The sequence below is a fragment of the Shewanella psychrophila genome (assembly GCF_002005305.1).
Classification (GTDB): Bacteria; Pseudomonadota; Gammaproteobacteria; order Enterobacterales; family Shewanellaceae; genus Shewanella; species Shewanella psychrophila.
In genome coordinates this window covers 642,609-657,408 of record NZ_CP014782.1, presented here as the reverse complement: position 1 = coordinate 657,408, position 14,800 = coordinate 642,609, and the positions used below count along the sequence as shown (strand labels likewise).

The following is a 14,800-nucleotide window of genomic DNA, read 5'->3' as shown; positions in this document are numbered from 1 at the left end:
TGGTCTACACTCAGTTAATCAAATAGCTTTGACACTCCACCCAAGGACGGTTAATGGATGATGAGAATATGGACCAACACATAAGTAAAATTCTCATCGTCGATGATCTACAGCATAATCGTATCGCTTTGACGAAAGTATTGCAGTCTTTAAAAAATATCGAGCTGATTCAAGCCAGCTCAGGCAGTGAGGCCTTATCGAAACTAATAAATGATAAATTTGCCGTGGTCTTACTCGATGTCAATATGCCCGACATGGATGGCTATGAAGTTGTAGAGTTAATCTCTTCTACCGAAGCTCATAAACATACCCCTATTGTCATGTTCACGGCTCATGACCCTTCCTCTGCAGATATATTAAAGGCTTATGAAGCTGGTGCTATCGACTATCTAACCAAGCCCATTGAAAGCACTATTCTACTCAGCAAGGTCAAACAGTTCGTAAAAATTAACCAACTACAGTCTAAAACCCATTACTTGAAGAGCGAGCGAGAGGTTATTCTTGAGGCGGCCGGTCAAGGGGTCATTAAAGTCGATAAAAAAGGGGAGATACAGTTCTCCAACTCTAAAGCATGTCAAATATTAGATACTGATCCCAAAAATATTTTGGGGGCTGCCTTTAATCACTGGTTTCAGTGGCAACCCAGCGAGATAAAAAAACAGACTCTTTTCCATCATCTAAAAGATAAAGTAAGCAAACTAGGACTATATCAACATCAGGTAGCTCAACTAATCAAACACCAGGACGAGAACCTACTGGTTGAATTAACATGCACCTCTGCACTGAAGCATGTAGACTCCTCTATGATCATTCTTTTTCAAGATATTACTGCAAGACTGGAGATGGAGAGCCGCCTAGTACATTTAGCAAGTTACGATACGTTAACTCAACTAGTGAACAGAACCTACTTCCACGATAGTCTAACCCGGGCAATCAAGCGTTCTAAACGCTTGAATAGCTCGGTAGTATTACTCCTCTTAGATTTGGACCGCTTCAAACTCATTAACGACAATCTCGGCCATGATATCGGGGATGCCCTACTCCAGAAAATTTCAATACGGCTTAAATCTATGCTTAGAGAAACTGATATCGCAGCCCGATTAGGGGGTGATGAATTTGCAATCTTACTCGAAGATTGTAAATCCAGTATAGACGCAGAGGAGATAGCAAAAAAGATAGGTACCCTTATTGCCGTACCTTGCATTATTCAAGACAAAGAGATTTCAATAGAAACGAGTATCGGCATCTCCTGCTGCAACAATGGAGAGCCAGATAAAGAGACTTTACTAAAATGGGCCGATATAGCTTTATATGCTGCTAAATCAGAAGGCCGAAACTGTTATCAACTCTTTGTCCCATCGATGTCGGAGCAAGCTCAAAAACAGGCCTACATACAGAACCAGTTACGCCAGATACTAGAACACAACCAATTAGAAGTGCATTATCAGGGTCAATATTCAGTTGAAGAAGACCGCTTTATTGGTTTTGAAGCCCTAGTCCGATGGCCACAGAGAGATAATCAACCTCGTATTTCACCGGCACAATTTATTCCCATCGCCGAACAGTCAAGACTAATATATGACTTAGGCCAAGCAGTCCTTATACAGGCCTGTACTGTACTACAAGAGTGGCAAGAATCGACTCATACCCGCCACCTCACTCTAGCTGTTAACTTATCAGCAAAACAGCTGAATGCTCACGATTTTTTAGACCGACTCGAAAATATACTTTGCCGCTTCACGTTCCCCTTTACTAAACTCACATTTGAGATCACAGAAACGGCATTTTTGGAACATTCTGAATGTGTGACAAGAACTGTTAATACCCTTAAAGCCATGGGGTTTTCGCTAGCTCTCGATGATTTTGGTACCGGATACTCCTCACTGAACTATCTACAGAACCTCCCCTTCGATATCATCAAAATAGATCAATGCTTTATTCAACGACTAGGAACATGTAATAAGACGTGGGCTTTAGTCAAAGCTATTATTACCATTGCAGATGCATTCAATATGAGCATAGTAGCAGAAGGAGTCGAATCTAAAAAGCAACTAGAAAGTGTTATCGCTCTGGGCTGTGACAAGATTCAAGGATATTACTATAGTACCCCTATCCCCAAAGAGCAGATTGATTCACTCATCTCATCTACAACTCCAGCTAGCCCTTTAAAATTGACGGTCAATCGAAGTACTAACTGAGTGCCTAAACCTAAAAATACTCCTGAAACTAGTTTTATTCTTATATGAGGTAAAGGTTTTGCCAACCCTCAAAAAAATGATGGTATCCGAGGCCAATCTTAGAAGTAGAGAGCTTAACCGGTACGTACCCGCTCTTATCAAGAGAAGCGTAGCGAGGGATTTTAAACCTGTTTCTGGATATCTAGATACAAAAAAGCCCCGACTAATGTCAGGGCTTAAATGATGGTACCCGAGGCCGGACTTGAACCGGCACGCCTATTAAGCGAGGGATTTTAAATCCCTTGTGTCTACCGATTCCACCACTCGGGCAAACTCGTTGACTTTGATGATACGTATTATCGGTAGTTAATACTGTGTCTCTCGATAGCTAGTTTATAACCTTCAAGAGTTGACACTCATCACAATCTAAATATGGAGGCGCGACCCGGAGTCGAACCGAGATCGACGGATTTGCAATCCGCAGCATAGCCATTCTGCCATCGCGCCAATTTTTACCAGTAATACTGAAGCGGCCTTTCTTATAAAGATAGGTTCGAACCTGTGACCTATACCTTGGTAAAGTTTCACATCTTATTCTGATAATCTGTAAGATTGGAGCGACATATCGGGTTCGAACCGATGACCTATACCTTGGCAAGGTATCGCTCTACCAACTGAGCTAATGTCGCTTACATCAATAATCTTACTTGCAGCAAGTTCTTTCTTAAGAAGCTTTCCCCTGACTGCGGAATGGCATTCTACCGATTTAGCACCAAGAGTCAATCGCATATTTACCGATAAATGACTGCTTGGACACTAAATAGTCTCATTGCATTTTAATTATCCGATTCCGCCGTTAAATCCCCCCAAGCGGCTAAGATATAATTCATCATTGACCAAAAGGTGAGGACTGCAGCGACATAAAAGAGTGCATAAGCGGTATAAGTAAGAAAGTCGTTGGGATGCCAGATAAGACCTGTAATGGCTACCATCTGTGCTGCCGTCTTGTATTTACCGATCCAAGACACTGCAACCGCCCCTCTTTTGCCTATCTCTGCCATCCATTCACGCAGTGCCGAGATAACGATCTCGCGACCAATCATAAATAGTGCGGGTAAAGTAAGCCAAATATTATTGAAATCGGCTACGAGCAGCACGAGTGCAGTGGTTACCATGATCTTATCAGCAACGGGGTCCAAAAAAGCACCAAATCGAGTAGACTGCTTCAATTTTCGGGCGGCATAGCCATCTAATGCATCGGTGACAGCAGCTAACCAGAAAATAAAGGCGGCAGCAAAAGGCGCCCAGGAGTAAGGAAGGTAAAAAACCACGATAAACACAGGTAACAAAAATAATCTAAACAAAGTTAAAGCTATAGGTATGTTAAACGGCATGAGAAAACCAATAGTTTAAAAGCAGCGCCAATCTTGCCTTAATTTAGCTAGCCTCGCAATGAATCATGTATTGTTTGTGCCATTTCTAGGCTAATCTGTAGCACTTTTTCAATTTCTGCCACTTTCAGTGCCCCCAGTTGCTCGGTAACACATAAAACAGACAAAACATGGAACATGTATCGAGTACAAAACAACTAACATCAGGGGGGCGACGACGAAAAAGAGGTCTAGTAATAGGTCCACTAAGCCTAGCCTGATGGTATTTGTTCACCCAAACTTTCCGTTCTTGCTTTGCAATTTATATTAATTAACACACCTTTCAAATAGTTATGGAACAAATCACCATTCATTAATTCATGCCAATAGATGCGGCAGTTAACCATTAGTTTGGGAAATGCAATATTCAAGCTAACGAGATCAGACGTGTTTAAAAGGTTATCGGGTAGAAAGCAAATAGCACTAGACTCTTTAAGGATAGGTGCGATTTTTTCATACTTAGAAAGTTTGAGTGAGGGTCTTACTATGTTTTTCGTACGTAGAGTAAAATCGGCATTTTCATGAGTTTCTAATTCAATTATTTGATACTCATTCAGTTCCTCTATAGTTACTGCTGTATTTAATTTAACTAGAGGGTGCTCTTTTCTAACATAAGCGGAGTGAGATATATCAATTAAATGAGCTTGATGGATATTATTGGGAAGACCAGTATAACTTCCAACTAAAAAATCAATATCCCCTCGTAAAAAATCGTTTATACAAACGCATCGAATACAGTGGGATAAAACCAGAGCCATTGCCCGTTGAGTCTAAGATGTTGAAGTTGCTAGCAGTCTATGCAAGGTTGACTTAACGGTTATTGGAATTTTAAAAATGTGATCTAGAACCAGACATAATTAGATGTTGTGCCTGGTGCTGGCGATTATCGATGAAATTGAATGGGGATTTGAAGGAAGCAACCTAGAAAATCTAGCAAGAAGGCAAAATGGCCGTTCTTAGCCAATCAGACAGGTTTAATCCGATTGCAATCAATGGCACAACTTATATTGTGCATAGCACTTAGCCTTTCAATGAATCATGGATTGTTTGTGCCATCTCTAAGCTTATTCCAGGCACTTTCGCTAATTCAGTCACACTCGCTCCTTTCACTTCCTGAATCCCACCTAAAAACTGCAACAAGGCCTTGCGCCGTTTTGGTCCAACACCGGCAATGGATTCTAATGTGGAAGTATTGCGTGTCTTCTGTCGCTTATTTCTATGACCAGTTATGGCAAAACGGTGAGACTCATCACGAATGTGCTGTATCAAGTGCAAAGCACCTGAGTCTGCAGAGATAGAGAAAGACTGTTCATTTTCGCCATAGATTAAGGTTTCTAGGCCCGGTTTTCTCCCCTCTCCTTTAGCGATCCCGATAAGCATAGGAGCGATATCAATATTGGCAAATTTTTCATCTACAATCTTTTGCGCAATTCGAAGCTGCCCCAGGCCGCCGTCGATAAATAAAATATCTGGGATCTTGCCGGTTTTATCGATGTTATTAAACCGCCTTGTTATTGCCTGCTTCATGGCTGCATAATCATCACCCGGCGTAATACCATTAATGTTATAACGACGGTAGTCAGCCTTATTAGGCCCTTCGCGATTAAAAACAACACAGGAAGCAACTGTACTCTCCCCCATAGTGTGGCTAATATCGAAACATTCCATCCTCTGTATCCGCGTGGTCATTTCCAGGGCTTCTTCTAATAGCAAGAAGCGCTGTTCGACGGTATTCTTGTGAGATAGCCGGGTATTCACAGCGTTGGTAGCATTCGTCACAGCCAAGCGTAAAAAATTAGCTCTTTCACTACGTACATTCGTTTTAATCTCAACCTTTTTATCCAGTGCCGTTTGTATGGCCTCTTCTAATTGAGGTAAGTCATCGAAACTCTGACTCAATAAGATCTCTTTTGGCAACGTCCTCTGACTATCGCCATTGAGGTAAAATTGGATCATAAACGCACTCAATACTTCATCGATATCGGTTTGTGCGGGGACACTTGGGTAATAACTTCGGCTGCCAAAAATTTTACCATTACGAATAAAGAGCAGATGAAAACAAGCCACACCCGATGCGTAATGAGCACCTATCACATCCATATCACCTGAAGTATTGGACACTTCCTGCTGCTCAGCCACTCTCCGTAATGCGGAGATTTGATCTCGATAGCTGGCCGCCTTCTCATAGTCAAGGGATTGTGCACAAGCCTCCATTTTCGACACCAGTTCAATCATCACCTGTTTATTCTTGCCCTTAAGAAATAAGCTTGCCAATTTGACTTGGGTTTCATACTCCTCACTAGTGACTTTATCTACACAAGGGGCACTACAACGACCAATTTGATATTGTAAACAAGGACGAGAACGCGATTTATAGTAAAGATCATCACACTGTCTGATAGGAAATATTTTTTGCATCAGATGCAAGCTTTCTCTGACAGCCCCACCATTTGGATATGGACCAAAATAGGTCCCCTTATCTCTCTTAGGGCCACGATGATAGGCAAGCCTTGGGTGTTTGTGATGACTCAGTAATATATACGGGTAAGATTTATCATCACGAAGTAACACGTTATATCTGGGCATATACTGCTTGATATAATCATTTTCGAGGATCAGTGCATCAGTCTCACTATGGGTCACTGTCACATCGATATTCGCGATATGAGAAACCAAGGCTTGAGTTTTTACATTACCAAGATTTTTACGAAAATAAGAGCTTAAGCGCTTCTTAAGATCTTTGGCCTTACCCACATAGATGACGACATTATCTGCGTCATACATGCGATAAACACCCGGCGATGAGGATACATTTTTTAGAAAGAGTACTGAATCAAACTGAGCTGGCATAGATAGAATGACTAAAGTTGTTTACGCTAATGGATCGGACAGTTTTGGCTCATGACTATGAGGGGTACGCACTATTTATGATCTTAATCATTCTAAATAGCTGAGATTCTAGGCTAAAATTGTCCTGTGTCTAGCATTTTATAACGGATCGCAAGGCGCGTCAGCTCAACATCACCATTGATCCCCAACTTAGCGAATAAACGATAGCGATAGCTATTTACCGTCTTAGGACTCAAATTTAGCTGTTCAGAAATCTCACTGACCTTTTCGCCATTGGTGATCATCATCATGATCTGTAACTCACGCTCTGAGAGTGATTGAAATGGGTTGTCCTCATTGGAATTAAACTGACTGAGTGCCATCTGTTGGGCGATTTCCGGAGAAAGGTATCTTTGCCCGTGTGCCACTTGTCTAATCGCTTGCAACACCTCTGGTGGTGTCGCACCTTTGGTAAGGTAGCCTGACGCGCCTGCCTGCATCACTTTAGTTGGAAAGGGGTCTTCTGTTTGTATTGTTAGTACAATAATTTTTGCATGGGACTGATAACGTAAAATCTTACGCGTCGCTTCTAAGCCACCGATCCCGGGCATGTTCATGTCCATCAGAATAACATCAGCTTCATTACTTCGGCTCCATTGAACCGCAGTTTCACCGTCACCCGCCTCACCCACGACTTTAATGCCACGTTCGTCTTCAAGAATACGGCGAATTCCGGTACGGACTAGTTCATGATCATCGACTAAATATACAGAAATCAATTCAAATTACCTTAGGGCTAACGTGAAGAACCTTGCCTGATTCTACTTCTTATTTAAAGCTAATTTAGCCCATAAACCATCAATAATAAAGCTCGTTTTTTAATATACTAGGTGATAAACCCCAGGTAAGCCCTTACATTGAGTAGATAATAATCAAGCTATTGTATTTGTTTATCTTATTAAAGCAGATCTCAACCCTGTTACTGTTATCTCGATGGTCGAGTGTTTGGACTCTTGCTATCTAGAAAACCAGGGAAGAAAACGAGTCGTCATAGGTTGGATAGAGCTGACCTTCAGACGAAAGTAAAAGTCCTACGCTTGTTATAGAAGAGACTAGAGACTCATCTAATGTTAAGGGCTTTTCTTAATGTGGCACAGAGATAGCTAACTTTAAACAAGAGGAACCAAGGGCTCACATTCCTATCATCATCTAAAACGAAAAAAGGCTACTCTTTCGAGTAGCCTTTTTTCTTGAATGTGGCGGAGAGATAGGGATTTGAACCCTAGATGGGCTATAAACCCATGCCGGTTTTCAAGACCGGTGCATTCGACCACTCTGCCATCTCTCCGAACGCTGCGAATATTATAAGTATCTAAGATCGAAGTAAACTCTTTTTTTAAAGATTGTGGTTAAGTGGCGATGTAACACTCAACATTTTGTAAAAATATACAACAAGCCCAATACTTGGCTTAAACTCAAACAAACTCGTCCATACCTGCTCGCGCTCTAATATTGTAATTACTCTCAAAATCAAGAATCAAAGTCTCAATTAGAATATGGGCTGTAAGCTTGATGTGCTAACATATCATTAATCACAATTCTGATTTCTATTTTTAAGTAGCTAATGTTTCTATGAATCCAAACGTCATTCCATTGTCATCATTAACGCCTAAGCATAACCTTCCTGCACTCTCAACACTAAAAAACGAAAAGAAAAGCCTGCTATTAGGCCAAGAGAGAGTCGTTGACGCTTTCACACTTTTGACTAAAACGGCTCACCAGCATATGTATCTCGCAGATTTTGCAGGTATAGATAGGAAAGCCTTCATTGACGCACTAGCTAGCCAACAAGGTGATAAGGCTTCTCAGCTACTCATTGGTTCAAATGATAACAACACCACTCATTTTCAGTGGGTAGATGAACAAGATTTAGTGCTGAATGAAAAGCGCGAACCACTCATCTTGAGCCATAAAAACCAAGGTTACTCTTATCTATCGGGCAATATTAAGCGTACCGATCTGGTTGGTCGACTATTGAGTTCGAGTGTTCATCCCATTAATACCGCTAACCTCGATAAGCTCCAATATCAAGCAGGTGCATTGGCCCAGTGCCATACCCTCTTTATCTGTGCTGACTCCCTGTGGAAACGAGAAGGCTTATGGGATCTGTTACTCAATATTTTGTCATCTAAGAGCTATCAAATTCATTCTCAACTTCCACTTGTACCGCTTAATTGTAAGATTGTACTTGTCGGCACGAGTACCCAGTACAGTGTCTGTTGGATAGAGGAAAGCCAGTTTTCTCTTCACTTTCCTCTTCTGGGCGAGATGAGCTATGAACTGGATTTAACCAGTTATAGCGAAAAGGATTATGGAAACTGGCTCGTTTCTATTGCGGCGCTCAATCAAGTGTCTCTGTCTCATTCAGCCTTAGCACCATTATTTAACTACAGTGCACGATTAGCCGACCATCAGCGACGCCTAACCTTGTTATCATCTCAAGTGGGGCAACTGTTGTCCCAGGCTCACGCATACAGTGGTGTTTCTGAAATTTCGGCTAAAGATATAGCCTACGCCTTGACGCGTTATCAGCTTCGCCATAACGCCTCTGAGACACTATCGGCACAAAACTTCGATGACAAGTTTATAAATTTACCGACAGAAGGTGAGAGAGTTGGTCAAATTAATGGATTAACGGTACTCGAAACTGTTGAGTACAGTTACGGAGAGCCAGCACGCATTACCGCTTCGGTTCATTATGGCGATGGGGAAGTTGCCGACATCGAAAGAAAGTCAGAACTGGGAGGAAATATTCATGCTAAGGGGATGATGATCTTATCATCTTGCCTATATCGAATCTTCGGTAAAGATGCCCCACTACACTTAAATGCCAACATAGTGTTCGAGCAATCCTATCAAGAAATCGATGGAGACAGCGCGTCTCTTGCTGAATACTGTAGTTTGATTTCTGCAATTACTGAGAAGCCAATCAGTCAAAGTATTGCGGCAACTGGTGCCATAGACCAATTCGGAAAAGTACAAGCCATAGGAGGCGTCAATGAGAAAATTGAAGGCTTCTTTAACTTATGTGAACGTCGAGGACTAACAGGTAACCAAGGGGTTATCATCCCAAGAGCTAACACCCAACAGCTCAATCTCTCTGCGAATCTCGTTGCGGCGATTGAAGACAAGAAGTTTAGCCTTTACCAAATCGATCATATCGATGAAGCCGTCGAGCTTCTGATGAAGATGACGGCCGGCGTTGCCGATGAAAATAATGATTTTCCAGAAGATTCACTCTATGGTCTAGTTCAGGGTCGATTGGCAAATTTAGCGGGCTATTCCGACGAAGAAAGTACATTTTTTGAGAAGTTGCTCCGAAAATTGAAGTTTTTTAGCTGATCGGAGTTGTTTAGCGTACACGTGTTCGCTAATCTTGGCTCCTCATATTGTTGGAGTGAAGTAAATCAATGAGTAATGCAAACAGTTTCAGTAAAGAAGAACTTATCGCCTGTGGTCATGCAGAGTTATTTGGTAAGAACTCACCTCGTCTTCCTATAGACAATATGTTGATGATCGATCGCATCGTTAAGATAAATGCCGACGGTGGTGAATTCGGCAAAGGTGAGATTGTTGCTGAATTGGATATCGATCCTAAATTATGGTTTTTCGGTTGTCACTTCGAAAACGATCCCGTTATGCCTGGTTGCTTAGGTCTGGATGCAATGTGGCAGCTAGTTGGTTTCTTCCTCGGTTGGGAAGGCGCCGAAGGTAAAGGGCGAGCGTTAGGTGTAGGTGAGGTTAAATTTACCGGCCAAGTGCTTCCCGATGCTAAGAAAGTCACTTATAAACTGACGATTAAGCGTAAGGTATATCGTAAACTTACCATGGGTATAGCTGATGCCACCATGGAAGTCGATGGACGTGAAATCTACAGCGCTAAAGATTTGAAAGTCGGAATTTTCACAGATACAAGTAGCTTCTAAACTATATTTCTATGCCTGTTTTTTTAAGTTAGATAATCAGGCATAAAAATGCCCTCTTCGGCTACAGCTATCTGTTACCAGGAGGGCAAAATGCTACGTTACTTATTAAATAAACCAGTTATTCGGCCATCTACGCCTTCCCGCCACCCCCCTAACCACTGTGACTTAGAATCAAGTGTCGAGTACGGACAATTCTCCTTTGAGCGGCCGCCAACTCCGGCTTGAAATCCTTTCGAAAAAGCTCTGTCTAAACGATCTCTTTTTTGTCTCTTCATGCAAGCATCCTCTGTTTTACATACAAAGAAGCAATAGCTTCACTTGATAGAAATAGATCTTTTTCGGCTCAAGATCAATCAATATTTCACCAATTTACATGGTTATTTTTTAAGCTGTTGAGTTTTTTAGACAAAAAAAATCGAGGCTATCGCCTCGACTTTTCTATGAATTTGTTCTACCAGACTTGGCACTCATGATAACAAGCACTAACCCGAGTTAATTGAAATAAACATTCATGCTATTTATTCGAGTAGCGACGACGGAACCAAAGTAAGGGTAAGGCAAATAACCAGGCAAAGCTTGCCGCGCCTTTACGCTCATAATCATCAGGCTCTTCATTGTCATCAACACAGTTATTAGCCGCTAGCCACTCATCGGTCGCTTCAGCATAATTCGTTTGCAAAACCACAGAACGAGGTAAGTAAGATGTAAGCGGATCACCATAACCATTCACTTCAAACACTGGCTTGCCATTTTCAATAACCAAGTTGCCTTCTGAGTCGAACTTATACACCGGCTTACGCACTGACACTGTACCGACAATGACACCCTCTTCATTGATGCCGTTAGCCTCGACAACCACTAAGTCTTCATTGTAGGTTAGTGTCTTACCTGCACCATCTTCGACTTCGACTGTTTTACGCACCCACTTATCATCGACCTTCTCGAAGCCCTTGGACTCACAAGTCAACAGTTGATTAAGGTTCCTAAAATCATCTGTGTCTTTATCAAACAAGAAACCTGCTTTAGGGCGGGGTTTTTCCTTATCGTGGGTGGTTTCAATATAACCGACGACCTGACCCTTATTGTTGATATCTTTTGGCCTACTGCTTAGATCTGAAACTCCAGTGTTGCTGCTAAAATCATAAGGGGTAACTATGTCTTCAGTCCCATTAGTATCGTAATAGAAGAACTTATCTCTTGAATATCCTTGAAGGTATTGCTTATAACTGCCGACTAAGATGCCATTATCGTTAATATCATAAGCGATAGACTCATATCTATCATCTATCATATCTATCCAATGGTAGTCATATTTACCAGTGTCGTTCTTAGTCCAATATGCCGCATCATAATGTAGTTTATCTGTGTTGCCTCGACGATAAACATGGGAGCGTCCTGCGACAACCCCGGCTGTATTGACTCCCAGACCTTGAGCCGTATAAATTCTTGTGTCACTAGAACTTGGGGCTAAACCTAAGGGTAACTCAATCTCATTCTCTACTACAGTCCTATCCGCATTTAGCTGCCATACATAACCACGTACTTGGTAAATCATGTATGAATTACCGTAATCATCATAAGGAAACTGCAGTGTCTGCACGCAGACATCTAGTGGGTAAGTATCACTCGAAATACAAGTATCGATACGATCTTCAGAATTCTTAGATAACTCAGTACCTGCATAGCCTACGACTAAACCACTTGAGTTCACTTTGGCCGCAACCGAATAACCACCCACGTTAACAGCCGGAGTCTCGTCGTCTTTAACATATTCGGTGAGAGGCGGAACCAGATCTATCTCGATATTATCGGCGTTTTTAACAAAGCCACGCTCTTCAAACTCCCGGTAGTACCAGAAATCCTGATCATCTTTACAGTCATCGCCACAAGTTATTTTCAGCTCTTCAGATGTCATGGAACCGACTTTTACGCCCGCATTATTGATACCATAGTAATAGGCATCGACCGAATTTATTGTATCTGGATCATCTGGATCGGTTAAACTGGGATCTGTGGTGCCATTGACGCTGTCAAAAGTCGGTAACCAAGGGGTAGATGAATCATTCTCGACGGCAGTAAAGGTGAAGTTGTTAGCTTTGATCGGCGTATTAATGGACAGCACGATCTTCTCTTCCGGTGCGATACCATCTTCGATATCGATAACACCATCATCATCCTCAGATACGCTCAGGTATTTTTTACCTTTTGCCACACCTAAAGATTCATTATTAGCGTTCACAGCCATACCGTAGCCACTACGAGTACCTTGTAATGTGCCAATTAATTCAGCGCCATCTTCCTGGCTATAAATTTCGTCTAGGTTCTTAATTTCATATACAGGTGCTGCATTGGCACCTTGCAAAACACTAATTACACCTACTGCAACTAATGATAGTGCTTTATCCAATTTCAACTTCATTAACGCTATTCCCATACTATTTCTAGTTTTAATTTTGTATTACTTGAGCGACTCTAACTCTTCCCATCGCCCGAAGCACACTTCCAACTCCTGCTCTTTGTCGGCTAGTTGGCCGAGTTGGAGATTAATTTTATCTTGATCTTGAGCATAAAAATCTGATGCACTAACTTTCTCTTGCAAAGCTTCAACCTCCGCTTCTAGCTGCTCCATCATAGCAGGTAGCGCCTCGAGTTCACGCTGAAGTTTATAAGACAACTTCTTTTCTAATTTAGGTTTGTCTACTGGCTTTACCTCGTTAACCTCAACCTTCTGAGGTTGGACACTCTTTGTTCCCTGAGGTTCCTCAGAATAAAATTTAGCACCTTGAGACACTGCATCTTCATAGCCACCGACATACTCACTCCAGCCACCATTACCGGTGAACCACCAACTACTGGTCACGGTATTATCGATAAATGCTCTGTCATGACTCACTAAAAGTAAGGTTCCTTGATAATCGGTCAACAAAGACTCTAACAATTCTAGGGTCTCAATATCAAGGTCGTTGGTCGGCTCATCGAGAATAATCAAGTTAGCAGGTTTTAAAAGCAAACGGGCTAGCAATAAACGGTTTTTCTCACCACCAGAAAGCGCTTTGACTGGTGTTCTTGCTCTCATCGGAGAGAAGAGGAAGTCTTGCAGATAACTCAAAATATGACGGTCTTGACCATTGATGGTGATGGTTTTCTTACCTTCACCTACATTCTCTTCCACTGTTTTCTCGGGATCGAGTGCTTCTCTATATTGATCAAAATAGGCAATCTCAAGCTTAGTCCCCACCTTGACACTACCCGACTGTGCCTCTAGCTGACCAATCAAGAGTTTTACTAAGGTAGATTTACCACAACCATTAGGACCAATAAGCGCGATCCTGTCTCCGCGCATCACAGCCGACGTAAAATCTTTCACCAAGTTTTTATCAGGCAGATTGTAGTTCAGCTTTTCAATATCAAAAACAAGCTTGCCGGAACGATCGGTATCAGCAACGGCCATCTTAGCACCGCCTTGTCGATTAAGACGCGCCATACGCTCGACTCGCAAAGCTTTTAACGCACGAACACGACCTTCGTTACGTGTACGCCTTGCCTTAACACCTTGACGAATCCAGGTTTCTTCTTCCGCGAGACGTTTATCAAATAGTGCATTTTGCTCGGATTCGACTCTTAACCACTCCGCTTTTCCATCTAGGTATGTTTGATAATTACCAGGCCAGGACGTGATGACACCGCGATCGAGATCGACAATACGGGTCGCCATACGTTGAATAAACCCCCTATCGTGGCTAATAAATACGATAGCACCTTTATAACTTAACAGAAATTGCTCTAACCATTCGATAGTATCAATATCCAGATGGTTGGTGGGCTCATCGAGTAATAGCAAATCTGGCTCACTCACCAAAGCTCTGGCTAAGGCAACCTTACGTTGCCACCCACCGGACAATTCTGACAAGGCACTATCTGGGTCTAGCCCCAATAGTTCACAATTCTGGTTAATTCGGCTGTCTAGCTGCCAGCCATTGAGGTGATCAATATCTTCCTGAAGTCGCTCCATCTGTTTAAGCATGCGATCCATCTGCTCTGGATCTGCGGTGCCTACATCGTGAGCCAACTGATGATAACGTTCGAGCTTCTCACCCACCTCTTGAAGTCCGGCAGAGATATAAGAATAGACTGAACCTTGCTCGGCTTTGGGTGGATCTTGCTGTAGACGACTCACCTTAACGTCGGTGGCGATATTGAATTCACCCTCATCGAGAAGTACATCACCACTCAATACTTTCATCAGGCTGGACTTACCGGCACCATTTCGGCCAACGATACAGACACGCTCACCGGGTTCTATGGTGAAATCGGCTTTTTGCAATAGTGGGGTGTAACCATAGGCTAGAGAGCCACTATTAATACGAACAAGACTCAA

The 14,800-nt window shown here is 42.3% G+C and carries 10 protein-coding genes and 4 tRNA genes; 3 read left to right on the top strand and 11 right to left on the bottom strand.

The features are described from left to right. Nucleotides 1-53 precede the first annotated feature (53 nt). On the top strand, nt 54-2,198 hold the full coding sequence (locus tag sps_RS03005) for an EAL domain-containing protein (RefSeq protein ID WP_077751137.1): 2,145 nt from the start codon (nt 54-56) through the stop codon (nt 2,196-2,198). A 223-nt stretch (nt 2,199-2,421) separates the two neighbouring features. On the opposite strand, the gene sps_RS03000 is transcribed toward sps_RS03005, so the two are convergent. The 8 genes from sps_RS03000 to sps_RS02965 form a co-directional block, all read right to left on the bottom strand. Beyond that, nucleotides 2,422-2,507, bottom strand: a tRNA-Leu gene (locus tag sps_RS03000). A gap of 103 nt (nt 2,508-2,610) precedes the next feature. Then, nucleotides 2,611-2,684: transfer RNA gene (locus tag sps_RS02995), tRNA-Cys, on the bottom strand. A 106-nt stretch (nt 2,685-2,790) separates the two neighbouring features. Beyond that, nucleotides 2,791-2,866: transfer RNA gene (locus tag sps_RS02990), tRNA-Gly, on the bottom strand. Nucleotides 2,867-3,013: 147 nt separating this feature from the next. Further along, entirely contained in the window at nt 3,014-3,571 is a 558-nt protein-coding gene (gene pgsA / locus sps_RS02985) for a CDP-diacylglycerol--glycerol-3-phosphate 3-phosphatidyltransferase (protein WP_077751136.1), read from the bottom strand. A 248-nt stretch (nt 3,572-3,819) separates the two neighbouring features. After that, nucleotides 3,820-4,365, bottom strand: coding sequence for a LysR substrate-binding domain-containing protein (locus tag sps_RS02980; RefSeq protein WP_077751134.1), 546 nt, complete (start codon nt 4,363-4,365; stop codon nt 3,820-3,822). Nucleotides 4,366-4,627: 262 nt separating this feature from the next. Continuing rightward, nucleotides 4,628-6,457 (bottom strand): excinuclease ABC subunit UvrC, encoded by a 1,830-nt coding sequence (gene uvrC / locus sps_RS02975; protein ID WP_077751132.1) that lies wholly within the window; start codon nt 6,455-6,457, stop codon nt 4,628-4,630. 113 nt (nt 6,458-6,570) lie between these two features. Continuing rightward, entirely contained in the window at nt 6,571-7,215 is a 645-nt protein-coding gene (uvrY, locus tag sps_RS02970) for a UvrY/SirA/GacA family response regulator transcription factor (RefSeq protein ID WP_077751131.1), read from the bottom strand. Nucleotides 7,216-7,693: 478 nt separating this feature from the next. Beyond that, nucleotides 7,694-7,784: transfer RNA gene (locus tag sps_RS02965), tRNA-Ser, on the bottom strand. A 284-nt stretch (nt 7,785-8,068) separates the two neighbouring features. On the opposite strand from sps_RS02965, the gene sps_RS02960 reads away from it, so the two are divergent. Both sps_RS02960 and fabA read left to right on the top strand, forming a co-directional pair. Continuing rightward, nucleotides 8,069-9,838 (top strand): S16 family serine protease, encoded by a 1,770-nt coding sequence (locus tag sps_RS02960; protein WP_077751130.1) that lies wholly within the window; start codon nt 8,069-8,071, stop codon nt 9,836-9,838. Nucleotides 9,839-9,906: 68 nt separating this feature from the next. After that, nucleotides 9,907-10,422 (top strand): bifunctional 3-hydroxydecanoyl-ACP dehydratase/trans-2-decenoyl-ACP isomerase, encoded by a 516-nt coding sequence (fabA, locus tag sps_RS02955; protein WP_077751128.1) that lies wholly within the window; start codon nt 9,907-9,909, stop codon nt 10,420-10,422. A gap of 98 nt (nt 10,423-10,520) precedes the next feature. Here fabA and rmf read toward each other — a convergent pair whose 3' ends face one another. The 3 genes from rmf to sps_RS02940 all read right to left on the bottom strand — a co-directional run bounded on the left by rmf (nt 10,521) and on the right by sps_RS02940 (nt 14,800). Continuing rightward, nucleotides 10,521-10,697: a ribosome modulation factor gene (gene rmf, locus sps_RS02950; protein ID WP_077751127.1), complete on the bottom strand. Its 177-nt coding sequence runs from the start codon at nt 10,695-10,697 to the stop codon at nt 10,521-10,523. A gap of 239 nt (nt 10,698-10,936) precedes the next feature. Next, nucleotides 10,937-12,841 carry a DUF3466 family protein gene (locus sps_RS02945; RefSeq protein WP_077751125.1) on the bottom strand — a complete coding sequence of 635 codons (1,905 nt, stop codon included), beginning with the start codon at nt 12,839-12,841 and terminating at the stop codon, nt 10,937-10,939. A 39-nt stretch (nt 12,842-12,880) separates the two neighbouring features. Further along, a complete protein-coding gene (locus sps_RS02940) occupies nt 12,881-14,800 on the bottom strand; it encodes an ABC transporter ATP-binding protein (protein WP_077751124.1) in 1,920 nt (639 codons plus the stop codon).